Here is a 23,803-nt window from a genome sequence, read left to right on the forward strand (position 1 = left end):
TTCGAGATGAAGAAAAATAAACATATTTACAATGAAAATGAAACTTCCGCGCATTTAGAACGTATATAGAGATATAATAGATTCTATAAAGAGAGGTGAACAATACTATGCATAAAATGATAGGAAAAATTCTCCTGTTCATTTTATTCGTATCGGCATTCACGTTTACGTTCTTAGAAACCGGTGCGGCGACAACTAAAGTTTATAAAGTTCCCATTGAAGACGTTGTTGAAAAAGGATTATACGCATTTTTGCAAAGGTCATTCGCAGAAGCTGAAGATGCGGATGCAAAAGCAATCATCTTGGACATCAATACACCAGGTGGCTTTACTGATGCAGCGGGAAAAATTGCTAAGCTCATGGATGAAACAGATTTGAAGGTAATCGCTTACATCAATGATGATGCTTTATCTGCGGGCGCATACTTGGCACTTCATGCAGATCGAATCTACATGTCTCCAAATGGACGAATGGGTGCTGCACAGGTGATTGACTCTTCTGGCAATGCGGCGGATGTCAAAGCACATAGTGCCTGGGTCGCAAGTATGATAAATGCAGCGAAGTCTTCAAATCGTAACCCATTATATGCTGAAGCTATGGCAAATCCTAAAATCGATCTTCCCGACTACCGAGCAGGTGTTGGTGAATTACTGACACTTACTGCGGATGAGGCAATGAAAGTCGAATATAGTGAAGGAACGGTGACATCCCTCAAAGAGTTGCTAAAAGAAACAGGACTTGAAAACGCAGAGATTATTTCGACGAATGAAACATTTACGGAGAGTATTGCACGTTTCGTCACGCATCCTGTCGTTGTTCCGATTCTTTTGTCAATTGCTGGACTGGGATTTGTACTGGAGTTATACTCACCGGGGTTTGGCGTAGCAGGAACTATGGCTGCCAGTTCATTAGTATTATTCTTCTACGGGCACCTGATTGCTGGACTCGCAGGCTACGAAACGATTATCTTGTTCCTAATTGGAGTGGGTCTGGTAGTAGCGGAAATCTTCCTTCCGCATGGCGTTGCAGGTGTTGTTGGATCGCTCGCAATTATTGGAAGTATTATTATGGCGGGCGGCAATCCGATGTATATGGCGATATCTGTCTTAATCGCGGTTGCTATCGCTGTAACAGGGATGGTGATTATTATGAAATTTTTCGGTAAAAAATTGCACTTGCTTAACAAAATGGTATTGATGGATTCAACTGATACTGAAAGTGGCTATGTTTCTAATGTGAATAGAAAAGAACTACTGGGCCGCACGGCGCAGACATCTACAGCACTTAGACCATCCGGTGCAATAGAACTGGACGGCGAACGAATTGATGTTGTTTCCGATGGAAGCTACATTGATAAAGGAAAGAATGTTATTATTGTAAAGGTTGAAGGTTCTCGAATTGTAGTCAGGGAATCAGTAGAAAAGGGGGAAATTGAATAATGCAAGCACTTTTAGGTACAGGTAGTTTAGTTACAATCGTTATAATTGCTTTTATCGCAATTATTGTTTTGTCAGTGTTTTTCACACTCGTTCCTGTGACACTGTGGATATCCGCAATGGCAGCAGGTGTTAGAGTCAGTATTTTCACATTGATAGGTATGCGTCTTCGCCGGGTTATCCCAAGTCGAATCGTTAATCCGCTCATTAAGGCGCACAAAGCGGGGCTTGAGGTTTCAATTAATCAGCTTGAAAGTCACTATCTTGCAGGAGGGAACGTTGACCGTGTTGTCAATGCTCTGATTGCTGCACACCGTGCAAATATCGAACTTACATTTGAACGTGCGGCTGCGATCGATCTAGCGGGTCGTGACGTTTTAGAGGCAGTTCAAATGTCCGTTAACCCTAAAGTTATTGAAACACCATTCATTGCCGGTGTGGCAATGAACGGGATTGAAGTAAAAGCAAAAGCTCGTATAACAGTTCGTGCAAACATTGACCGACTTGTCGGTGGTGCTGGTGAAGAGACAATCGTAGCACGTGTTGGTGAAGGTATCATATCGACAATCGGTTCTTCAATTGACCACGCAAAAGTATTAGAAAATCCAGATATGATTTCACAAACTGTGCTAGCAAAAGGTCTTGACTCAGGTACAGCATTTGAAATCCTATCGATTGATATCGCAGACGTTGATATCGGTAAAAACATCGGTGCAGAACTTCAAACTGAACAAGCTATGGCTGATAAAAATATTGCACAGGCAAAAGCAGAAGAACGCCGTGCTATGGCAGTGGCAAATGAGCAAGAGATGAGAGCAAAAGTTGAAGAAATGAGAGCGAAAGTTGTTGAAGCCGAAGCAGAAGTTCCACTTGCAATGGCGGAATCACTACGTTCAGGTAACATGGGAGTCATGGATTACATGAACTTTAAAAATGTCCAGGCAGATACGGGAATGCGCGATTCCATCAGTAAATATGGAAAAACCGATAAAACCGGCCCAGCCAAAGACTAATCCGGAAGAAACAGATTCCCGGAAAGGGGATGCACTGAATGGATAGTGGACTTATCATATTGATCATCTCTCTAGCTGTCGGGGCTTTTCTAAACGGTAAAGGAAAGAAAACTCCACCCGAAAAAGGACCGCAACCAAAGCCATTCACGGCAACAGGTCAGGCTCCAAATAGTCCGACACGTAAATTAAAAGAGATGTCAAAAGACTTGTATCGCGAATTGCAAAAAGAGATGCAGACTCAGGATGCGGAACCGCCAAGTCGCCAACTTCAAACACAACAGGAACAAACGCAACAGCGACAAATGCATCAAGGAATGGTTCTGACTACGTCCGAAACAGCACAACCTGCAAGAGCTACTTCTAGCAGAAAAGAACGTGCTGATTCAACAGTTAGTCGTCATATCGAGCGTCCTGATTCTTCCGTAAATCGTCATAGTGGAAGATTGTCGGCACATGGTGGCGTACGCCAATCTGTAGAAATTGTGGAAAAGCTTGATCTAATACCAAAAAGTCAAGATGACCTGCTTAAAGGCATTGTCTTCTCTGAAATCTTCGGTCCACCGAAATCAAAAAGATAAGCATCGACCCCCTATCCAAATCATACAATGCGGATAGGGGGTTTTATATTTTGAGAAAACTATTTAATACCGGTTCATCAATTACAATTGAGGATTTTTCATCATTACGAATCACTGGTCCTTACTCTTTGCTGAAACTTGGCCCCGATTTTGCGATTATTAGCAGCGGAGAATACAAGATTGAAGTGTCAGGGACTGACTTAACAGTTGAAACACTAACGGAGGAAGTGGCCCTTTTTACATTTACCTCCATTAGTGCGATGAACATTAAAACTGGTGAAAAACAGGAAGCTGTGTATGATGCGTAAACGGTATGCTGTTAAAGTTTCAGGCGACGGTGACCTTCCTGGATTTCTCACAAAATTGGTGACAATAGGAACAAAAATAACATCGTTATCGGTTGTTGATGGTGTTGCTCGTTTTCGGACGGATCGTAGTGGGCTTCGTACTATCCGGCGCAATAGAAGGAATTATCGTTTAAAAGTGGCAATCTCAATTGCAGATCTTCAGTCGGGTTCAATAGTTTTTTTTTCTACAGGTCGTTTTCTTATAGCCTGTCTTATTCCGTTAGCGGCATCCTATTTCCTCTGGTCAGTAGAAATTGAATCTGATATCCCTGAAGTCGTGGATAGAATTGAGAAGAAACTTGAAAAAGGTTCAATTGTTCCGTTAAGACCTTTAGCTCTGATCCCAGATGAAGGTGAAATTCGCCGAAACCTTATGCTAGATGATCCGAATTTGTCTTGGGTTAGATTTAGACGGGTCGGTACATCGCTCACGGTTATACCCATGATTTCGCCTCCCTCAAATAACATAGTCGAAGCTGAAGAGGCCCCATCTAACCTCGTAGCGCGTACCGGGGGTGTAATTACACGTTTTGAATTGAAAAGAGGTGAACGGGTCAGTCGAGTTCATCAGACTGTAAAAGAAGGGGACGTGCTTGCTACGGGAATCCTTGAACAAGGCGATAAAACAACAATTGTAGCTGCGGACGGAGCCGTTTATGCAGATTACTGGGTTGAATATTCATTCAGCTTGCCAAAAGAAATGAAATTCCAGTTGCAAGGTGAAGAAATTGTTAAATATTCATTTAACCCTCCGTGGAAGCAGCAAGGAGAAAAGAAGTGGACTCCGCAATCTTTTATTAAAATGGAAAGACATGTGGAAGAGACTGCAGGACAGTTTGAATTGGTTAAAGGGATGGAGGAAACAGTACTAATTCCCTTACTAAAAAACAAGCTATTATCGGAATCTTTTTCAAAAGCAATAATTAAAGATGAAAATATTTTACACGTGACATTCGGTAATGATAAAGTTAGTGGGACTATATTGTTTCTGATCAATGACAATATAGCTGTTAAAAGACTGATTCCCAAGGAGACTGAGCCTATTGGATGAGCAAATGATTCAACTTCATGTTGAAGACCCTAATGAAACAGTGATGCTTCTTGGCATTTCTGACCAGAATATGAAGCTGATTGAGGAAGAACTGAACATTTCAGTATTGACCAGAGGTGACACGATTTCAATCAGTGGTGATGAAGAGAATAGGAATTCAGCAAAAGTGCTTTTGGAGCAGTTATTGAAAGTAATACGTAAAGGTACTAATATTAATCAACGAGATGTCTCGACAGCCCTCGAGATGGTGAAAAGTGGCACAATCGAATATTTTGCTGAACTGTACGATGAAGAAATTTCTAGGAATATGAAAGGAAAGGCGATTCGCGCGAAAACGATTGGTCAGCGTGAATACGTTAGTGCAGTTCGTTCGAGAGATCTTGTATTTTGTATTGGTCCAGCGGGAACAGGAAAGACATACTTAGCAGTCGTACTAGCTGTACTGGCGATGAAAACAGGATCTGCCAAAAAGATAATACTTACACGACCAGCAGTCGAGGCTGGAGAGAGTCTTGGGTTCCTCCCAGGCGACTTGAAAGAAAAAGTCGACCCATACCTGCGTCCGCTATACGACGCCCTCCATGACGTGCTAGGAGCAGAACAGACGGATAGACTTATGGAGCGGGGAGTTATTGAAATTGCGCCCCTTGCTTATATGAGGGGACGAACACTCGACGACGCCTTTATTATTTTGGATGAAGCGCAAAATACGACAAAAGCACAGATGAAAATGTTCTTGACACGACTCGGTTTTGGTTCGAAAATGGTAATCAATGGGGACAAAACCCAAATTGACTTGCCACGAGGCACTGAATCAGGCTTAATTGTCGCAGAAAAAATTCTAAGTAACGTAAGTGATATTCATTTCCAATATCTAGAACAAGGGGATGTCGTACGCCACCCACTCGTAGCCAAAATAATTGAAGCGTATGAACAGGAGCAGTCATAGAAAGTGACTGCTTTTTCTTTAGAATCATCGCTGCTCTAATTGTAGTCATAGAGAAGCAGGGGGAGAGATTCCAATTTTTAAGCCAATGGGGAAACTTTTTAAAACACTTAAGTTCAATTACTTGTCGCTATTTTTATTAGCGATATCAATGATACTCCTTTTTACTTTCATGTATGGCAGCGTTAAAAAAGAAACCTATGAGGTAAAACTTTTTCAAATTTCATTGGATACCATACGTTCATTAAAAACGGTAGAAGATACTGTGAAAACAGAGCAGGAAAGAGAACGCGCGGCTAATGAAGTTAATCCATACTATCAATTTTCCGAAGATGTTGTGAAAAATAGGCAAGCGATTGCAACGTCTATATTTGACTTGCTTATTGAAGTGAAAACTTCGAGTGAACCTGGAAAAACTGAAACAGAAGCGCCAACTAAGTCCGCCAAAGAACAACTCCCGACTATGCGGGCTAAACTTGCGAGCCTGGAAAAGGAAGAAACTGGACTGCGCTTGAGTGATGAAGCCCTTACCAGTCTCTTAGCACAAAACACAGAGACATTGCTTAATATGCAGAAAATACTTGTCAATGTTATTGGGGAGGAATTATCGAAACCTGTCAGGACTTCAGATTTGTCGACTGTACGCGACGAAGTCGAACGGGAAATTCGACTTACGGAAGCGGTTCCGTCTTCTGTCTTACAAACACTAATTGCGATTAGCAAATCCCTTATTGTTGAGACAGAATCGATTAACGAAGATATGACGAAGGCACGGGTCGTACAAGCTAAGGAATCTGTAGAGCCTACACGTATTTTACAAGGGCAAGTAATTGTACGTGAAGGCCAAGTTATCGATAAAGAAGTATACAGGCAATTGGAGCTTGCAGGTGTGTTGTCAAACCAGTCATCCATGAAGCCATTGGTTGGCCTGATTATCTTTGTTGTAATTATCGGTGCAATCATTTATATGCACTTTGGATCTTGGAACGAAAATAGAGTAACAAAAAGAAAAGCATTACTTATTGCGCTATCAGTCTTTTTTCTATTAGTAGTCATTATGAAGTTACTATCGCTTATTGGAAAGGATTTTGATGTCCTCCTCGCATTTCTATTCCCAACAGCCCTTGCACCAATGTTAATGAAGCTGTTAACCAATGAACGTCTTGCGATATTGTCAACAATCATCACGGCTGCAACTGCGGGAATAATTCTTCAGGAAGGTTATGCAGCAATCATTCAAATGGAAGTTGCATTATACATACTTTTCGGCGGTATTGTGAGCTTATATTTGCTTGGTAATGGTGGGAGACGTTCGAATATTTTACGGACAAGTCTTGGGGTATCCGTTTCAAATATGATGTTTATCGCATTTTACCTCTTGATGACACAGTCTTCTTATGATTTGACGGAGCTAGTGTATTATGTGATAGCGGCAATTGCTTCTGGTATTTTATCTGGAGCACTTACAATCGGTCTCATGCCATTCTTTGAGTCGGCCTTTCGATTATTGTCCGACATGCGTCTAATCGAATTATCCAATCCAAATCATCCATTGTTGAAAAAGGTTTTGACCGAAACACCAGGTACTTATCATCATAGTGTTATGGTTGCCAATCTGGCTGATGCGGCGTGCGAATCGATTGGAGCGAATGGACTTCTTGCAAGAGTCGGGAGCTATTATCACGACATTGGCAAGACCATCAGACCGGGCTTTTTTATAGAAAATCAGCTTGCTGGACAAAATCCTCATGATGCTTTACCACCGGAGAAAAGTAGGGACATTATTATCGCCCATGCGGAAGATGGTGCAAAGCTGCTTGAAAAGCACAAGATGCCAGCTGAAATCATCGATATCGCGCGTCAACATCATGGTACGAGTACATTAAAGTATTTTTACTTTAAAGCGAAGGAATCTGGTATGGATGTTAAGGAGGAGGAATTTCGGTATTCGGGTCCTAGACCGCAAACAAAAGAAATCGCAATAATATCAGTAGCTGACAGTGTTGAAGCAGCAGTACGTTCGATGAAAGAACCCACACCACAAAAAATAGCAGCACTTGTAAAATCGATTGTAAATGATAAATTAAATGATGGCCAATTCGATGAATGTGATCTTTCAATGAAAGAATTAAAGACAGCTGAAAGAGTTATTTGCGAAACATTGAATGGGATATTCCACAACCGTATTGAATATCCAAAGTGAGTTTGAAAGGAGTGTCAGAGAATGCTGGAAATTTATTTTGAAGATGAAACTAAAAAAGTAGATAAAGAAACAGAAGACTTGATAAGAGAATTGCTAAGCCATGCTTCAGTAGAAGAAGGTTTGACTGGAGAAATAGAATTGGCTGTAACATTCATGACAGATGAGGAAATCCAAGAAGTGAATTCTGAATATCGTGGTAAAAATGTTCCGACAGATGTTATTTCATTTGCTCTTGAAGAGATGACGGAAGGCGAAATTGCAATAATTCCGATAGAAGGCATGCCGACCGTATTAGGTGATATACTTATATCAGTGGAAACAGCTGGTAGGCAAGCAGAAGAGTATGGGCACGATTTTCATCGTGAAATCGGTTTTCTAGCACTGCATGGTTTTTTGCATCTGCTAGGGTACGATCATATGACAGAAGTTGACGAAGCTAAAATGGTCGGCAGGCAGAAAGAGATTCTCGCATCATTCGGACTTGAGAGGTGAATACTCGATGCGGAAGTTTTTGCTATCATTCGTCTACGCGTGGAATGGAATCCGTCACGGTATACTAGTAGAACGAAATGCTAAATTGCATTTATTTTCCGCTATTATTGTCGTGTTTGCAGGAGTACTGACTGGATTGTCACGATACGAATGGTTTATCATTCTCATTTTGATTGGCGGGATGCTCGCACTTGAAATGTTGAATTCGGCGGTGGAACGTGTTGTTGATCTTGTAACAGATACGCGCCATCCGCTTGCAAAACAGGCGAAAGATCTTGCTGCGGGTGCTGTGCTAATATACGCAATGATTAGTGCATTAATCGGGTTGATTATTTTTTTACCGAGATGGTTTAACTAAATTGAAGAGGTGTTTTTATGGATGTAGAACAATTATTAAATGAGTCGAAAAAAGCACGTGAAAAAGCGTATGTACCATACTCGAAGTTTCCGGTCGGGGCTGCACTTTTGGCTGACGATGGAACTATTTATCACGGTTGTAATATTGAAAACTCTGCATACAGTATGACGAATTGTGCGGAAAGAACGGCATTTTTTAAAGCGGTTTCCGATGGTGTACGGACGTTCAAAGCACTTGCAGTAGTTGGAGATACGCAAGGTCCAATCTCCCCGTGCGGAGCATGCAGACAAGTCATAGCTGAATTTTGTGATGGCGCAATGCCTGTATATCTGACAAACTTAAATGGGGACGTAGAAGAAACAACGGTAGCAAAATTGCTTCCGGGCGCATTTTCCAAGGAGGATCTTTCATATGCAGCAAAACAATAATAAGTTTAAATCAGGGTTCATATCGATTATTGGCCGCCCTAATGTTGGTAAATCAACATTTCTAAACCATGTAGTCGGTCAGAAAATTGCCATCATGAGCGACAAACCCCAGACAACACGCAATAAAGTGCAAGGGGTTGTTACAACAGATGAATCACAAATAATATTCATTGACACTCCAGGGATTCATAAGCCAAAGCATAAGCTTGGTGATTTCATGGTGAAAACTGCTCGTAACACGTTAAAAGAAGTAGATATAATCATGTTCATGGTTAATGCTGACGAAGCGATTGGCCGCGGTGATCGATTCATCATCGACTTACTTGAAAACTCGGAGACACCCGTGTTTTTAATCATCAATAAAATTGACCTAGTACACCCAGACGAATTGTTTAAAATTATCACATCTTATACTTCCGAATTCGATTTCGCTGAAATTGTTCCAATTTCAGCTTTAAACGGTAATAATGTGGAGCGTTTGCTAGAAACGATGACGAAGTACTTACCTGAAGGGCCCAAATATTACCCTGATGATCAAGTAACGGATCATCCTGAGCGATTCATTATTTCTGAATTAATTCGCGAAAAAGTATTACATCTAACGAGAGAAGAAATTCCACATTCCATAGCTGTTGTTATTGAAAAGATTGAACGCGAGGAATCACGTGAAATGGTTAACGTAATGGCAACGATTGTCGTTGACCGCGATTCTCAGAAAGGCATTGTTATCGGTAAAAAAGGTGCATTGCTTAAAGAAATCGGCACGAAAGCAAGATATGATATTGAAATGTTACTTGGTTCAAAAGTATTTCTTGAGTTGTGGGTTAAAGTGCAAAAAGATTGGCGTAATAAGCCAGGTCAACTGAAAGAATTCGGTTTCAGGGACGATGAGTATTAAGAAATGAGTTGCATAAGTTGACAAAGAGGTGATTGCTTCGCTGAACAAATGGGAAGGAATCATTTTAAGAGGCATTCCGTATGGCGAGTCCAACAAAATTGTTACGCTGTTCACACGTGAAGGCGGTAAAATGACGGCAATGGCGCGTGGTGCGAAGAAACCGGCTAGCAGGCTAGCAGCAGTCACACAACCCTTCACACACGGTTCATTTCTGATTCGAACTGGCAGAGGAATGGGGACGCTTGAACAGGGTGAACCACTCGACTCAATGCGGCATATTCGAGAAGACTTGGAAGCAACGGCCTATGCCAGTTATATTGTCGAATTGATTGATAAGCTTACTGAAGATAATGAACGTATCGTGGGAATATATGGATTGTTATATGATGCGCTTCACGCAATTAACGAACAATATGACCCCGAAGCGATTGCGTTATTCGTTGAGTGGAAAATGTTACCGATAGCTGGCATTCATCCAGTTCTTCATCAATGTGCAAACTGCGGAGCGACAGAGGGAGAGTTTGCATTTTCCTTTATGCAAACCGGTTTTATCTGCCATAGATGCTTCCAGGTAGACAAATTTGCAACCCGAATTACACCAAGTCAATTAAAACTGATTCGGACATTTTATACAGTCCCCATCAATCGAGTTGGTAATTTGACATTGAAAAAGACAACGAAAGAATTCATGAAAAAACTTGTTCGTACAATTTACGATGAGCAAGTGGGAATTCGTTTGAAGTCGAGATCATTCCTCGATCAACTAGATTCGACACCCGAACTATTGCCCAGAAAAGAAAAACCTAAAGAAGAAAGCGAATAACTTTCTGAAATAGAAACCCCGAATTCTGGACTCTTTTAACTAGAGCCTGAATTCGGGGTTTATTATCGGTAAAAAGATTTACTCACTAATCACTCGTACTGTTCCATAATAACGTTGGCATTGAGAAATTTAAATTTCAAAATTGCCCTCAGCAAGCATACTGAATTCGGGACCCTTTAGTGCGAATTCTATAGGGTCACCACTTTCAACGTGAAACGTGACATACTACTTTGTACTAGCAGATAAATAGGTGAATATAGCTGCAAAATGCCCCAATGTATTTAGGATAATAGACTTGCCATTATTGGTCTTGGCGTAAAAGTAGTTTCAGAAGTCTATCGTAAAACGTTGAAAATTCATTGCGACCTTTGATATTTACATAGTAAATCTCTATACTGATACGAATAGAGCATCAAGTTAATGTGAAGGAAAGTAATAAAAGGGGGCAGCGTATTTTTGAAATACATAAAAATAATTTCGCAAATCGTAATTTTATATGGTTTTGTCCTAATCGGTAACTGGTTAAGAGACTTCCTGCACTTACCACTTTCAGGAAGTATAATCGGTCTTTTATTGCTACTGGCAGCTCTTTCATTAAAAATATATAAGCTTGAATGGATAGAATCGGGAGCTTACTTTCTTTTAGCTTATTTGCCACTATATTTTATCCCTGCAACTGTCGGTGTGATGAATTATTGGCATGTTTTTGCAGGAATTGGTTTTTTGTTAATACCAATTACCATAGTTAGCACGCTATTGGCGATGTGGGTTTCCGGCACTACAAGTCAATCCCTGGCTCGTAAATCTGCAAAAAGTAAGGAGCAGGTTTCATGCGAATAATAATGCTTTCCATTCTGTTTTTAGTACTAACCCTCGCTATATATCTTGTGATGAATTTCGTATTTGTTAAATTTCGCAGAGTGTTCCTAATCCCAATCCTGACAACAACAATTGGAATCATATTGGTACTAGTGCTTTTCAAAGTTCCTTATGAAACATATATGCTTGGTGGAAAGTGGGTGGATTTGCTTTTGGGACCCGCGATTGTAGCATTGGCAATTCCTTTATATAAACAAAGGGAATTGATAAAAAAATACATGCTTGCGATCCTTGGTGGTATTTCGGTCGGTGCTGTTGTTGGCATGTTAAGTGGAGTAATATTTGTTAAACTTGCTGGTTTCTCAAAGGAAATCGTCATGTCATTATTACCAAAATCGATTACAACACCTATCGCTATTCAAATATCTTCAACACTTGGCGGTGTTCCTTCGTTAACCATCGCTTTTGTAATGATTGCAGGTTTCACTGGAATCATAATTGGACCGGCGTTGTTGAAATGGATGCACATTGATACAACAATTGGCCGAGGAATTGCATTAGGGACGGCTGCTCACGCACTGGGAACTTCGAAAGCAATCGACTACGGTGAGGAGGAAGCATCCTACAGCTCCCTTGCTATGACACTTTCGGCAATTATCGGTTCTGTCATAGGTCCGATTGTGGCTTGGATGTTTTATTGAAGGATAATAAGAATCAAAAGAGTGTATGTTAGGGAAAGGAATTCTTTTTTAAAGTCCATTTCCCATCAATCACAGTATTGTAGTATCTAGTAAATAGGAAATGTTGAATAAATGGTCTAGTTCACAGAAAAACTCACAAACCGGAGGTACCTATGTTTTTTATGGAAGCAAAACGTATTATTGTTGTTATTTTTGGTTCGTTATTAGTTGCAATATCACTTAACTTCTTTTTAATTAATGCAAATGTTTACGCGAGTGGATTTGCTGGGGCTGCGCAGCTAGCTTCTAGTTTGTTTGAAGATTATACCGATTTTAGCATTAGTACGGGAATCTTGCTGTTATTATTTAATATTCCTGTCTTTATTTTAGGATGGTACAAAGTAGGAAAAGGATTTACCATTTATAGCATTATTTCCGTTATATTTGCTACTATCTTTATGGAATTATTACCTGTAATCTCAGTGTCCGATGATATTATTTTAAATGCAGTAATTGGTGGGGTAATTGCTGGCGTAGGTGTCGGATTATCCTTAAAGTTAGGTGCATCTACTGGCGGTATGGATATTGTTGCAATGTTTTTATCACGATTACAAGACAAGCCAATCGGTACTTATTTTTTAATTCTTAACGGGGTTATTATTGTTATGGCTGGTATTTTATATGAGCCTGAAAATGCCTTATATACAATGTTAGCGTTGTATACTACGACAGCCGTAATTGATATGATCCATACACGTCATGAAAAAGTAACAGCAATGATTGTTACAGTTAAAGCAGATGAGCTACAGCATGCTATTCATCAAAAAATGGTGCGCGGAATTACGATTATTCCTGTAAAAGGGGCATATACAAAAGAAGATAAAAATATGATGTATTTGGTCATTACGCGTTATGAATTATATGATTTGGAAACAATTATTAAAGAGGTAGATCCAAAAGCATTTACAAACATTGTACAGACTGTTGGCGTTTTTGGGTTCTTTAGACGAGAAGGCGAAGTAATTAATAAGTAAAGCGGGTATTTCGTCAATCGAAGAGATAACTTTCATACAAAAGGGATGGCTAAGATTACCTTAGCTGTCCTTTTTAATATTTGAAACTGATAGTCATTAAGAGCAAAATATAATACAGGAAAGATTTCTTGCTTTTTTTATTTACCTGATATATACTTCAATTAACGATTTGATAATTGTTAATTGAGAGGAAAGTTTTTGATTTTAAGCATTGATAAATAGATAGTTATCTGTTAAACAGCTATGGGCGTCGCTTAGGAAAAAATGAAGTCTAATCGACAGTTGGTTTATTAGCAAAGGAGATGAAATTGGATGTCAAAATTTAAAACAGAAGAAGAAGCACTACAACATTATGATTCGAGTCAGTACAGAACGCCGGATGGGTATACAAGTGATATTGCGATATTTACATTACTCCGCAATGAGGAATCGACTGTTGGAAGTGATTCGACTTCTATTCACTCATTAGCTTTGATGTTGATTAAACGGGCAGAGTTCGATGCTGAAGGTGAACCTAACATCGAAGGCGGAAAATGGGCTTTACCAGGAGGGTTTATCCATCCAGAAGAAACAGCATACGAAGCGGCTAAGCGGGAACTGAAAGAAGAAACAGGTGTAGATGGTATTCACATCGAACACTATGGTGTGTATGACAAATTAGGTAGAGATAAACGCGGATGGATAATATCTAATGCACATTACGCAATTGTTCCTGAAGAAAATGTTGAAAATATGGAAGCTTCTGATGATGCTGAAGATGTTCAATTATTTACGATAGATGAAGTCTTTACGTTAGATTTGGCTTTTGATCATTACCAAGTGATTAAAGATGCTTTGGAAGCCGTACGAAAAGATGTGTTTCAAACAACGGTGGTTAAAAACTTTTTAACAGAGGAATTCAAGTTGGAAGATTTACGCCAAGTGTTGCTTGCGATTATTAATGACCCTGTTGTGAATAGTAAGCCTGGGTTCTTTAGAAAAGCACCAAGTCTGCCTTTTATCGTAGCTGCGTTAGATAAAAATCATGTACCTAAAACAGCAGAACCAACGAGCACTACCAAACGACCAACAAAATTATACCGATTTGTAGATGTAGACATTATCCCTTCGATTTGGCGCTAAATTTGTGAATGGGGTATGTACCTGAACTTGTGAATCAATAAAATATGGATGCCTACTGTTGCAGGCAGTAAGGTGTCCAAAATCTCTAGTTTTTTATTTTTCAGTATAACAATTAACAAATGTGTAATTGTTAATTTAGATTAAAACTAAAGGAGTGTGTTGAAAATGATGAAAACTAAATTTGAGGAAATCGTTGATGTTTCAAGGGTTGGAAGTGAGAATACGAAGGGATTAAATGAATTAATGGTCCTTGCGAATGCGGAGAAAATGGCACCTTCAAGAGAAGATGTTGAAAGAGTATTGTTCATAGGGATTGATATTCAAAATGACTTTATGGAAAACGGAGAACTAGGTGTCCCAAATTCCCATAAGGATGTTGAACGTGTAACTAAGTTCCTTTATCAAAACCTAGATAAGGTGACGACGATTGCCTTGTCGTTAGATACACATCAAATGCATCAAATATTCCATCCGAGTTGGTGGGTAGATGCAGAGGGAAATCATCCTGTTCCATTTACAGTCATCACAACAGAAGATGTTGAAAAAGGAAAGTGGATGGCTGTAGAAAAACAACAAGAAAGCTTGGCGTACATTATTCACTTAGAGCGTTTAGGGAAAAAACAATTGTTGATATGGTCTTATCATTGCATTGAAGGGACCCATGGCGCCGCCTTAGAAGGTCAGTTTTCGAATATGGTTCACTTTCATTCTGTGATACGGCAGTCCAGCATACAAAAAATTGTGAAAGGGCAAGACCCATTAAGCGAAATGTATGGAATCATTCAGCCGGAGTATGCCAAAACAGACGGAACAAATTATGCGTTTCTTCAATCCCTACTCGCTTACGATAAAATTGTTATCGCTGGGGAAGCAAAATCTCACTGTGTATTGGAATCCGTTCGGCAGATAGTTGAGTACTACGGAGACAAGCATGAATTGCCATCAAAGATTTATTTGTTAGATGACTGCATGAGTCCCATCCCTGGATTCGAAGTATCAACAGAGCATGCATTTAAAGAACTTCAAAAGAATTATGGCTTTCATATTGTAAAATCAACCGAATTTTTATTGTGAAAACGAACAAAACACGGCTGTTTGTACAATAAAAGAAGTGGCACTGTTAAAGAGACGGTGCGGTTTAGAAGTAATCAATGAACCTTATAGAGGAGGAGAATTCAATGACTAAAAAGTACTCAGATGATGGGTTAGCACTACACACGGATCTGTATCAAATTAACATGACGGAAACGTATTGGGAAGATGGCATGCACAACAAACGGGCGGTGTTTGAACTCTATTTTCGCAAGTTGCCTTTTGAAACGGGTTACGGTATTTTTGCAGGATTGGAACGAATCATTGAATTCATTAAAGGATACCGTTTCACGGATAGTGATATTGCTTATTTACGTGAAGAATTGGGTTATGCAGAAGACTTCCTGACCTATTTGCAATCGGTGCGCTTTAATGGAACGATTCGAGCAATGAAAGAGGGGGAATTGGTTTTCGCGAATGAGCCAATTCTACAAGTAGAAGCAAGTTTGGCAGAGGCTCAGTTGATAGAGACAGCTCTCTTAAATATTGTAAATTACCAAACACTCATTGCGACAAAAGCAGCACGTATCAAACAGGTGGTAGGAGAACAAACCGTAATGGAATTTGGAACAAGACGTGCACATGAATTAGATGCGGCGGTGTGGGGAACAAGAGCGGCTTATATTGCTGGGTTTTCTGCAACGAGTAATGTAAGAGCCGGTAAGATGTTTGGCATCCCTGTATCTGGAACACACGCACATTCAATGGTTCAGGCGTATAAAGACGAATACAAAGCATTTCATAAATACGCTCGTCGCCATAAAGAGTGTACGTTTTTAGTGGATACCTTTGATACGTTGCGGTCTGGCGTTCCGATAGCGATTCAAGTTGCGCAAGAACTGGGAGACAGCATTAATTTTAATGCGATTCGATTAGATAGCGGCGACTTGGCTTACTTATCAAAGGAAGCTAGAAAAATGTTAGACAAAGCAGGATTCAGTAAAACAAAAATCGTTGCTTCAAACGACTTAGATGAAAAAACCATTATGAACTTGAAGGCACAAGGAGCGAAAATTGATATGTGGGGTGTCGGAACAAAAGTGATTACCGCATTTGACCAACCTGCTCTCGGTGCTGTTTATAAATTGGTGGCGATTGAGGATAAAAATGGTAATATGGTTGACACAATAAAAATATCTGGAAATCCTGAGAAAGTAACGACTCCAGGATTGAAGAAAGTGTATCGTATTGTGAACTTGATGAATAATCGTGCCGAGGGTGATTACATTGCTATGATGGATGAGAATCCGCAAGTGGAAGAAAAATTAAAAATGTTTCACCCGACTCATACGTTTATCTCAAAGTTTGTGACAAACTTTGAAGCGATCGAATTACACCAAGACATTTTTGTAGAGGGAGAGCTTGTGTATGCATCTCCATCTATACAGGAAATTCAAGCGTACGCCAAAAACAATTTAAACCTCCTGTGGGATGAATATAAGCGCACCTTGAATCCAGAACAGTATCCCGTAGATTTAAGTCAGAAATGTTGGGATAATAAAATGAGAAATATTCGTGAGGAACTAGAAAAAGTACAGGAGCTGAATAGCTAATAGGTTTGAGACACAAGGGAACTAGTAATGGATAGGGCAAGGGCGATCCCTTGCCCCTTATGCATGTTGATAGGTTTCATAAGGATACCTATCCACATGCATGAGAATATTCGTTCTTACGTATACAATTTAACAGAAATTCTAATATAGTGATCAATAGCTTTCAATTAAAAAATATACATTTTGTGGATTCTCTTTAATAGTAAGTTATAATATAGGAAAGAGTTTCATGAAATCTAAGTCTTGAGTTCTTGCCTAAGTTAGTAGAGTCAAAGCTTTGAGCGTTCCCGGGATCGTAAATCAGGAGGATTAGGTCTGGGACTCGCAATTGTCAGATATATTTTGGAGCTTCATGATAGCGAATTTGGTGTGGTGAATACAAGTGAAGGCGTCGCATGTTCTTTTACCCTAATTGAAAGTGGAGGAGAACCCCATGAATAACAAAAAATATATTTATCTCATTTTAGCGCTGTGTGTGCTGCTTTTGACAAGCGGTTGCACTATAAAATCACAAACTGAAACATCGGATACCATTGACGCGCAACCATCAGAAACCAATCAAGACAATAATTCCGACACAAATGACGCTTTAGCGGATTCCGACAAAGAAGTTTTAATTATTATAGACCAGACCCCCAAACCGATAGAAGGAAATAGTTTCGATTTCGTAGTGAGTCAGGTCCCTGAAGGGTTCGCTCTAGCCGAAATGCAGTGGGTTTCCAAGAATAACGAGATTGTAAATTCAGTTCAAGATGCCATTCAACACGGAGGTAATGGGGAAGATGGATTTTACATTAGCAGGGACGGACAATTCTCTGGCTTCATTTATCCGGATACGATGAAGGGTGAGGAAGGTCGGGTTGTATTTCTATTCAAGGATGCTCAAGGCAACGAGTTAAGTTGGAAAAAGAAATTAACATTGAGTCCGTCAACAAACACCCAGGAGGGGGGGGATAATGAAACTGCCATTGAGATTCCGCAAGATACGTTGGAGCAATATATTCAGGCTATTGCTAATCAGGAAGCTGAAAAGCTGGTCGAGTTATACGGCGGTAGTTACCAAGGACTCATAAACTTATTTCCCGAAACAGACCCTAATGACAAGCTGAAATTATTTGACCAGTATCTGAAGATAATGCCAAGGATTTCGATGAATGAAATTCTTGAACAGACCGTAGTAAACAAGGACGAATATAAATTCGTGATTACGTTTAAGTTGGAAGACGAAACCTTGTTCCATACGAGAGAGTTTGACACGATCACCGATAAATTTATTTACACAGTTAAAAGAGTCGATGGCAAGCTGAAATTGATGGAACTCCCTCCATATCAATCTTAGTTTGATGGAAGTTATGAAGATAGAGGATTTCTGAAATAAGAAAATAGGGTTATTTTAAAACGTATTTACTGAGCGATTGCTGGGTATAAATGCGTTTTTTTATTTCTCTAGAATAGAAAAACGAAAATACACCATCTGGTGAAAGATGATGTGGGTTCGGAAAAATTGTTTTATAAAGTTTTTAGTCACATGAAATTTTCTTCGAGGTTACATTCCGTCAATCGACGAGGATATCCGCTTTTCGTAATGCTTCTTCGGCATTTTTGATTTGGTCTTCATTGTCCGCAACGATTGTGTGTAAGTGAATCCCATCTTCAGATAACTTGGATAAGTAATTGGCTTCAGACTCTCTTATACGATTGATGAACTCTATCACTTCATTCCGATTTGAAACCATGATAGAAGCACTCAAATCACCATAGACTGGATGCTCAATTTTGACGTCTTTCACAGTTATGCCATTATCGACAAGAATATTAAGTTCTTCCATCGTTTGATCAGAAGTATGCTTGCAGACAATCGTTTTTTCGATTCTCCCAAGGTTTTCCTGAGCCTGTATATAAATATATCCTCGACTTGTAGCAACAATAGGTTCATTTTTTGCTTTTAACAAAGTTATATCTCCGACGATTACTTGTCTACTGACATTAGTCATTTCTCCAAGTGTTCTCCCTGTAATGGGTTTAGCAGCTGACCTCAATGTATCAATGATTTGCTGCCGACGTTCTTCTCCTAATACTTTTTCATTATCTTTCATCATAAAACCTCCTCGCAATGCCATTTTAACATATTGTAAGTCTGAATCACTCTCGCTTGAATTGTTCCACAACTCTGAGAAGTGAGCTAGTTAAAGAGGATACTGTTTCGTCGGTTGTGCTGGCCCCAAATGAAATTCGGATAAATCCTTTTGCTGTTTGTGCATCAATTCTTAAGGCCATCATTGCTTTTGATGATTGCTGTTGACCTATTTGGCATGCGCTTCCAGTTGATATCGCAAAACCGAGCCGATTTAGCTCCAACATCATAAGTTGTCCTTCTAAATCTTTTACACCCAATCCAATAATTTGAGGGAGTTGAAAAGTCATATCTTTTGATTCGTAGATTGTAAATAGCTCTGGATATTTTTTTATTTCATCCAGCAAAAGAGCTCGGAAATGGGCGTGTTTTTCAACTTCATAGGCATTTTTTGAGCAAAGTTTGGCGGAAGTAACAAATGCAGCTATTCCAGGTACATTAACGGTTCCGCCCCTGAATCCCGATTCGTGAACAAACCCTGGGAAGACAGGAATAATTCGGTGCCGCGGATTGATGTAAACTGCACCGACACCTTTTGGACCATATACTTTATGACTAGAAACAGTTAAGCTGTCAACAATTTTCGTGATTGGTGTAATATCCATCTTACCAAATGACTGAACGCAGTCACTATGGAGCAGGGCAGTGCGTCCGGAAATTAATTGGGCAATCTGTTCAAGAGGTTGAATTGTGCCTAGTTCAGGGTTGATATGCTGGATGCTGACCAATATCGTATCATTTTGAAGCGCTTTTTCGAATAAATCAAGATCGACACGACCGTTTTCATCAAAAGGAACAACTGTTACCGTGAATCCGTCCGCTTTCAAATATTCCAGTGCGGAATCTACAGATGGATGCTCGCCTGCTGATGTAATGATATGACTACCTTGATGCCGATTTGCCTTAGCAAGAGAGATGATTGAAAGGACATTACTTTCCGTACCACCTGAAGTGAAGTAGATTCCGGCTGCATTCACCCCTAGCAATTCAGCGAATTCTTTGCGGCATAGTGCCAGCATGTTTTGCGCTTCACCACCAACCTCATGCAAGCTACTTGTATTTCCATAACACTCCTGGGAAAGTTTCAAGTAAACGTATGCTGCATCTGGGTGTAACGGTGTAGTAGCCGCGTAATCGAAATAATGCATAATAGATTCCTCCAAGTTAACTAATAAATTCATCTTGTCATAGTTTGCATAATGTGTAAAGATAGGTGTCAAGACACTAGTGGTTTAAGGAGGATAAAGGTGAACTCATACAGTTGCATTATTGTCGGAAGCGGAATATCCGCATTACAGTTGGCAAATGAATTGACTGGCGACGCGCGAGTACTAATCATCACTAAATCTATGAAACACTCGAGCAATTCTTATCGTGCTCAAGGCGGCATTGCCGCAGCACTAAGTAGTGAAGATACATCAGCTTCGCATTATCAAGATACAATCGCAGCCGGCTGTCAATTCCAAAACAGTGATGAAGTACAAGAACTTGTCAAAAATGGACCTTCACTTATTCAGGCTTTGATGAGAAAAGGACTTCAGTTCGATACAGATTCGTCTGGACAATTGGAACTTGGATTAGAAGGCGCACATAGCATAAATCGGATTGTTCATTGCGGAGGAGATGCGACTGGTAAACATGTAGCGGACTATTTAATCAGCTCACTCGGAAGCAATGTTGAAATAGTGGAAAACCGTTTCGTTTATGAATTAATTGTTCATCCTCTAACAAAGTCATGTATTGGTGTTAAAGCGAAAGACCAGTTTGGACATAATGAAACGTATTACGCTGATCACATCGTACTGGCAACAGGCGGAATAGGTGGATTATATTCATATACTTCGAATGATTCATCTGTCACTGGTGATGGACTTGCAGTTGCCTATCGTGCGGGGGCAGAAGTAAAGGATATGGAATTCATTCAATTTCATCCGACACTGCTGTATATCAACGGAAAAACAGAAGGATTGATATCGGAAGCGGTTCGTGGGGAAGGGGCGAAACTCATAAATGCAAACGGGACTTTGATAATGAAAGGAAAGCATCCTCAGGAAGATCTTGCACCGCGGCATTTAGTAGCGAAGGAAATATATCAGCGGCAAGTTGCAGGTCAAGATGTCTATCTGGACATTCGAATGATTTCCCGATTTAAAGAGAAATTCCCTACAATCACAGGAATGTGTCAGGAAAACGGGATTTCTTTGGCTAGAGGGAAACTGCCTGTCGCACCAGGTTGTCATTTCCTCATGGGGGGAATTGTCGTGGATTCGGTCGGAAAAACGTCAATTGAAGGATTGTATGCCATAGGAGAAACAGCTTGTACTGGTGTTCACGGTGCGAATCGTCTCGCTAGCAACTCTTTGTTAGAAGCGCTTCATTATGGAGTTAAATTGGCCAAGCATTTGAATGAAATGCCAGATAAGAACTGGCAACAACCGATCTACATGGAGGCGACTGCCATGCAATCTTCAATTTATATACCCTTGCCAGAAAAAGATGAACTGCGTGAGGAAATGATGGCTAAAGCAGGCATTGTTAGAACAAAAGTGGAACTTCAGCAGTTAACTAATTGGCTGGATAGCTTTGATCAGCCGAATTTAGCGAAACTACAAGTTGATGAATGGAGCACTGAACAAATCCAGCGTCTATTTATGCTGCAAGTTGCGAAGTTGATTACAACTGGCGCTTTGCAACGGGAAGAGAGCAGAGGCGCACATAACCGAGAAGATTATCCGCAAGAGGATGAACGATGGGCTAAGCTCCATATTGTCCAATCGAAAAATGGAATTGAAATGAGGGAGCGACAACATGAACATCATCAAGTTGAAATCCATGCTTGAACAGTTTTACATAGAAGACATCGGTGACGGCGATCTCTCCAGTGATTATCTATTCCCAAAATCATTGAGGGGTGAATTGTCATTTATCGCAAAAATGGATGGCATCTTTTGTGGCAATGATGTCATTGCATATGGATTACAGGTTGTAGATGAGACTCTTTCAGTCGTTTGTCATGTGGAAGATGGAGATCCGATTGAGCGGGGGACTGTTATTGCGACTGCTTCGGGAAGAATTGGTAGTTTGTTAAAAAGTGAGAGAGTTATTTTGAACTTGATTCAGCGGATGAGCGCTATTGCTACTGAGACAAACAGGGTAGTGCAAAAAATTAGCGGGACAGGTACAAAGGTAGTCGATACACGTAAAACTGTACCTGGTTTACGCATGCTTGATAAGTACGCAATCCGTGTCGGTGGTGGATTCAATCACCGTAATGGGCTTTATGATGCTGTTATGTTGAAAGATAATCATCTAGCATTCGCTGGGTCCATCTCAAAAGCAGTTAAAACAGTAAGGGCGGCAATCGGCCATACCGTGAAAATCGAAGTTGAAATTGAGTCATTCGAGCAATTGCAAGAAGCCGTGGAAGCAAAAGTTGATATTATTATGTTTGATAATTGTTCTCCTGAAATGATAAAAGAATGGAAGAAATCAGTTCCAGGATCAATCATTACAGAAGCATCTGGCATGATTACGAATGAAACAATCCGTACTTATGCAGAATCTGGAGTGGACTATATTTCATTAGGCTATTTAACACACTCAGTTAAAGCGTTAGATATTAGCGCAAATGTCCTAATAGAAACACATTAAGGGGGAATCGATTTGTCTATATTACAATACTTTGAAAAACAAAAGAGCGGTACATTACCAGAATCTTACCGAGAAATGACACGTGAACAAATGGAAACGCGTATTGTAGAAATCAAACAGCATCTAGGCGATAAACTACTTATCCCAGGCCATCATTACCAAAAAGATGAAGTCATTCAGTTTGCTGATATATCCGGTGATTCACTTCAACTTGCACAGCTTTGCGCTGACAATCAAAAAGCGGAGCATATCGTATTTTGTGGAGTCCATTTCATGGCAGAAACGGCCGATATTTTAACAAGCGAACATCAGAAAGTATACTTACCCGACATGCGAGCAGGTTGTTCAATGGCTGATATGGCCGATATATTTCAGACAGACCGTGCGTGGACAGTGCTAGAAAAGATGTTTGGGGAATCAATTGTACCATTGACATATGTCAACTCGACAGCAGCTATTAAAGCTTTCGTTGGTAAAAACGGTGGTGCAACGGTAACGTCATCCAACGCACATAAAATGGTGAAATGGGCGTTTACACAAAAGGAGCGTATTTTGTTTTTACCAGATCAGCATTTGGGTAGGAATACAGCCTTTGATATCGGGGTTTCACTTGAGCAGATGGCCGTATGGGATCCCATTCATGACAAACTCGAGTATGATGGAGATTTTAAAGACGTTAAAGTGATTTTATGGAAAGGGCATTGTTCCGTCCATGAAAACTTCACAGTCAAAAATATCGAGGATGTCCGTGCAAATGATCCTGCTATAAAAATTATTGTCCATCCGGAATGTTCACGTGAAATTGTCGCTCTTGCAGATGATAATGGTTCAACAAAGTATATTATCGACGCAATCGAAAACGCGTCCCCGGGAAGTAAATGGGCGATTGGGACAGAAATGAATCTAGTCAATCGACTAATCCGCAATCATCCAGATAAGCACATCATTTCGCTCAATCCACAAATGTGTCCATGTTTAACAATGAATCGTATCGATCTCCCCCATCTGCTGTGGAGTTTGGAGAGCATTATCAATGGAGAAGAGATCAATGTGATTGAAGTCGATGCAGAAACGTCCCTGTATGCTATTAATGCACTGGACCGGATGTTGGAAAGAGCATAATGAATAACGAAGAGACACCTTAT

General features: G+C 40.1%; 24 protein-coding genes. 22 read left to right on the top strand and 2 right to left on the bottom strand.

Features of this window, described 5'->3' with window-relative positions; all coding sequences use genetic code 11:
* Positions 1-107: 107 nt before the first annotated feature.
* The 19 genes from AC25Y6_RS04490 to AC25Y6_RS04580 all read left to right on the top strand — a co-directional run bounded on the left by AC25Y6_RS04490 (position 108) and on the right by AC25Y6_RS04580 (position 18,212).
* On the top strand, positions 108-1,439 hold the full coding sequence (locus tag AC25Y6_RS04490; RefSeq protein WP_488142171.1) for an NfeD family protein: 1,332 nt from the start codon (positions 108-110) through the stop codon (positions 1,437-1,439).
* Positions 1,439-2,449 carry a flotillin-like protein FloA gene (floA, locus tag AC25Y6_RS04495; RefSeq protein ID WP_482105261.1) on the top strand — a complete coding sequence of 337 codons (1,011 nt, stop codon included), beginning with the start codon at positions 1,439-1,441 and terminating at the stop codon, positions 2,447-2,449. Before AC25Y6_RS04490 ends, floA begins: the two co-directional genes overlap by 1 nt.
* 38 nt (positions 2,450-2,487) lie before the next feature.
* Entirely contained in the window at positions 2,488-3,027 is a 540-nt protein-coding gene (locus tag AC25Y6_RS04500; RefSeq protein WP_482105260.1) for a hypothetical protein, read from the top strand.
* Between the two features lie 50 nt (positions 3,028-3,077).
* Complete coding sequence (locus tag AC25Y6_RS04505) at positions 3,078-3,335, top strand: hypothetical protein (protein WP_482100751.1); 258 nt, start codon at positions 3,078-3,080, stop codon at positions 3,333-3,335.
* Positions 3,328-4,425, top strand: a complete 1,098-nt coding sequence (locus AC25Y6_RS04510) for a sporulation protein YqfD (protein ID WP_482105259.1) — start codon at positions 3,328-3,330, stop codon at positions 4,423-4,425. The genes AC25Y6_RS04505 and AC25Y6_RS04510 overlap by 8 nt, the downstream gene beginning before the upstream one ends.
* A 4-nt stretch (positions 4,426-4,429) precedes the next feature.
* Complete coding sequence (locus tag AC25Y6_RS04515) at positions 4,430-5,374, top strand: PhoH family protein (protein ID WP_482101007.1); 945 nt, start codon at positions 4,430-4,432, stop codon at positions 5,372-5,374.
* Between the two features lie 85 nt (positions 5,375-5,459).
* A complete protein-coding gene (locus tag AC25Y6_RS04520) occupies positions 5,460-7,574 on the top strand; it encodes an HD family phosphohydrolase (protein WP_482105258.1) in 2,115 nt (704 codons plus the stop codon).
* Positions 7,575-7,595: 21 nt separating this feature from the next.
* Positions 7,596-8,066, top strand: a complete 471-nt coding sequence (gene ybeY, locus AC25Y6_RS04525; RefSeq protein ID WP_482100748.1) for an rRNA maturation RNase YbeY — start codon at positions 7,596-7,598, stop codon at positions 8,064-8,066.
* Between the two features lie 7 nt (positions 8,067-8,073).
* Positions 8,074-8,424: a diacylglycerol kinase family protein gene (locus AC25Y6_RS04530; RefSeq protein WP_488142172.1), complete on the top strand. Its 351-nt coding sequence runs from the start codon at positions 8,074-8,076 to the stop codon at positions 8,422-8,424.
* 17 nt (positions 8,425-8,441) lie between these two features.
* Positions 8,442-8,852 (top strand): cytidine deaminase, encoded by a 411-nt coding sequence (locus AC25Y6_RS04535; RefSeq protein WP_482100746.1) that lies wholly within the window; start codon positions 8,442-8,444, stop codon positions 8,850-8,852.
* Positions 8,836-9,750, top strand: a complete 915-nt coding sequence (gene era, locus AC25Y6_RS04540; protein WP_482105256.1) for a GTPase Era — start codon at positions 8,836-8,838, stop codon at positions 9,748-9,750. The genes AC25Y6_RS04535 and era overlap by 17 nt, the downstream gene beginning before the upstream one ends.
* A 28-nt stretch (positions 9,751-9,778) precedes the next feature.
* Positions 9,779-10,573 (top strand): DNA repair protein RecO, encoded by a 795-nt coding sequence (gene recO / locus AC25Y6_RS04545; protein ID WP_482100744.1) that lies wholly within the window; start codon positions 9,779-9,781, stop codon positions 10,571-10,573.
* A gap of 456 nt (positions 10,574-11,029) precedes the next feature.
* Complete coding sequence (locus tag AC25Y6_RS04550; protein ID WP_482100743.1) at positions 11,030-11,413, top strand: CidA/LrgA family protein; 384 nt, start codon at positions 11,030-11,032, stop codon at positions 11,411-11,413.
* Complete coding sequence (locus AC25Y6_RS04555; protein ID WP_482105254.1) at positions 11,404-12,093, top strand: LrgB family protein; 690 nt, start codon at positions 11,404-11,406, stop codon at positions 12,091-12,093. The genes AC25Y6_RS04550 and AC25Y6_RS04555 overlap by 10 nt, the downstream gene beginning before the upstream one ends.
* Before the next feature lie 152 nt (positions 12,094-12,245).
* Positions 12,246-13,106, top strand: a complete 861-nt coding sequence (locus AC25Y6_RS04560; protein ID WP_488142173.1) for a YitT family protein — start codon at positions 12,246-12,248, stop codon at positions 13,104-13,106.
* A gap of 312 nt (positions 13,107-13,418) precedes the next feature.
* Positions 13,419-14,228: an NUDIX domain-containing protein gene (locus tag AC25Y6_RS04565; protein ID WP_482100740.1), complete on the top strand. Its 810-nt coding sequence runs from the start codon at positions 13,419-13,421 to the stop codon at positions 14,226-14,228.
* 165 nt (positions 14,229-14,393) lie between these two features.
* Positions 14,394-15,302, top strand: a complete 909-nt coding sequence (locus AC25Y6_RS04570; RefSeq protein ID WP_488142174.1) for a cysteine hydrolase family protein — start codon at positions 14,394-14,396, stop codon at positions 15,300-15,302.
* Positions 15,303-15,406: 104 nt separating this feature from the next.
* On the top strand, positions 15,407-16,873 hold the full coding sequence (locus tag AC25Y6_RS04575; RefSeq protein ID WP_488142175.1) for a nicotinate phosphoribosyltransferase: 1,467 nt from the start codon (positions 15,407-15,409) through the stop codon (positions 16,871-16,873).
* Between the two features lie 433 nt (positions 16,874-17,306).
* Complete coding sequence (locus tag AC25Y6_RS04580) at positions 17,307-18,212, top strand: hypothetical protein (protein ID WP_488142176.1); 906 nt, start codon at positions 17,307-17,309, stop codon at positions 18,210-18,212.
* Between the two features lie 217 nt (positions 18,213-18,429).
* On the opposite strand, the gene AC25Y6_RS04585 is transcribed toward AC25Y6_RS04580, so the two are convergent.
* Complete coding sequence (locus AC25Y6_RS04585) at positions 18,430-18,969, bottom strand: 3H domain-containing protein (protein ID WP_482100737.1); 540 nt, start codon at positions 18,967-18,969, stop codon at positions 18,430-18,432.
* Between the two features lie 46 nt (positions 18,970-19,015).
* Positions 19,016-20,155: an IscS subfamily cysteine desulfurase gene (locus AC25Y6_RS04590; RefSeq protein ID WP_488142177.1), complete on the bottom strand. Its 1,140-nt coding sequence runs from the start codon at positions 20,153-20,155 to the stop codon at positions 19,016-19,018.
* A 99-nt stretch (positions 20,156-20,254) separates the two neighbouring features.
* Here AC25Y6_RS04590 and nadB point away from each other — a divergent pair, with 99 nt between their 5' ends.
* The 3 genes from nadB to nadA are packed head-to-tail and all read left to right on the top strand — an operon-like array spanning position 20,255 to position 23,780.
* Positions 20,255-21,847 (top strand): L-aspartate oxidase, encoded by a 1,593-nt coding sequence (nadB, locus tag AC25Y6_RS04595; protein WP_488142178.1) that lies wholly within the window; start codon positions 20,255-20,257, stop codon positions 21,845-21,847.
* The gene (gene nadC / locus AC25Y6_RS04600) at positions 21,816-22,658 is read left to right on the top strand and encodes a carboxylating nicotinate-nucleotide diphosphorylase (RefSeq protein ID WP_488142179.1); all 843 of its coding nucleotides are present in this window, start codon (positions 21,816-21,818) and stop codon (positions 22,656-22,658) included. Before nadB ends, nadC begins: the two co-directional genes overlap by 32 nt.
* Before the next feature lie 12 nt (positions 22,659-22,670).
* A complete protein-coding gene (gene nadA / locus AC25Y6_RS04605; RefSeq protein WP_488142180.1) occupies positions 22,671-23,780 on the top strand; it encodes a quinolinate synthase NadA in 1,110 nt (369 codons plus the stop codon).
* Positions 23,781-23,803 lie beyond the last annotated feature (23 nt).

The sequence above is a fragment of the Sporosarcina sp. Y1004 genome (genome assembly GCF_057669665.1).

Coding starts and splice junctions, on each gene's coding strand:
- AC25Y6_RS04510 (WP_482105259.1), top strand. CDS start 3,328: ATGCGTAAACGGTATGCTGTTAAAGTTTCAGGCGACGGTGACCTTCCT.
- AC25Y6_RS04580 (WP_488142176.1), top strand. CDS start 17,307: ATGAATAACAAAAAATATATTTATCTCATTTTAGCGCTGTGTGTGCTG.
- AC25Y6_RS04490 (WP_488142171.1), top strand. CDS start 108: ATGCATAAAATGATAGGAAAAATTCTCCTGTTCATTTTATTCGTATCG.
- AC25Y6_RS04515 (WP_482101007.1), top strand. CDS start 4,430: ATGATTCAACTTCATGTTGAAGACCCTAATGAAACAGTGATGCTTCTT.
- AC25Y6_RS04555 (WP_482105254.1), top strand. CDS start 11,404: ATGCGAATAATAATGCTTTCCATTCTGTTTTTAGTACTAACCCTCGCT.
- ybeY (WP_482100748.1), top strand. CDS start 7,596: ATGCTGGAAATTTATTTTGAAGATGAAACTAAAAAAGTAGATAAAGAA.
- AC25Y6_RS04530 (WP_488142172.1), top strand. CDS start 8,074: ATGCGGAAGTTTTTGCTATCATTCGTCTACGCGTGGAATGGAATCCGT.
- AC25Y6_RS04500 (WP_482105260.1), top strand. CDS start 2,488: ATGGATAGTGGACTTATCATATTGATCATCTCTCTAGCTGTCGGGGCT.
- AC25Y6_RS04575 (WP_488142175.1), top strand. CDS start 15,407: ATGACTAAAAAGTACTCAGATGATGGGTTAGCACTACACACGGATCTG.
- AC25Y6_RS04565 (WP_482100740.1), top strand. CDS start 13,419: ATGTCAAAATTTAAAACAGAAGAAGAAGCACTACAACATTATGATTCG.
- AC25Y6_RS04570 (WP_488142174.1), top strand. CDS start 14,394: ATGATGAAAACTAAATTTGAGGAAATCGTTGATGTTTCAAGGGTTGGA.
- AC25Y6_RS04535 (WP_482100746.1), top strand. CDS start 8,442: ATGGATGTAGAACAATTATTAAATGAGTCGAAAAAAGCACGTGAAAAA.
- nadC (WP_488142179.1), top strand. CDS start 21,816: ATGAACATCATCAAGTTGAAATCCATGCTTGAACAGTTTTACATAGAA.
- era (WP_482105256.1), top strand. CDS start 8,836: ATGCAGCAAAACAATAATAAGTTTAAATCAGGGTTCATATCGATTATT.
- AC25Y6_RS04585 (WP_482100737.1), bottom strand. CDS start 18,969: ATGAAAGATAATGAAAAAGTATTAGGAGAAGAACGTCGGCAGCAAATC.
- floA (WP_482105261.1), top strand. CDS start 1,439: ATGCAAGCACTTTTAGGTACAGGTAGTTTAGTTACAATCGTTATAATT.
- AC25Y6_RS04590 (WP_488142177.1), bottom strand. CDS start 20,155: ATGCATTATTTCGATTACGCGGCTACTACACCGTTACACCCAGATGCA.
- AC25Y6_RS04560 (WP_488142173.1), top strand. CDS start 12,246: ATGTTTTTTATGGAAGCAAAACGTATTATTGTTGTTATTTTTGGTTCG.
- AC25Y6_RS04520 (WP_482105258.1), top strand. CDS start 5,460: ATGGGGAAACTTTTTAAAACACTTAAGTTCAATTACTTGTCGCTATTT.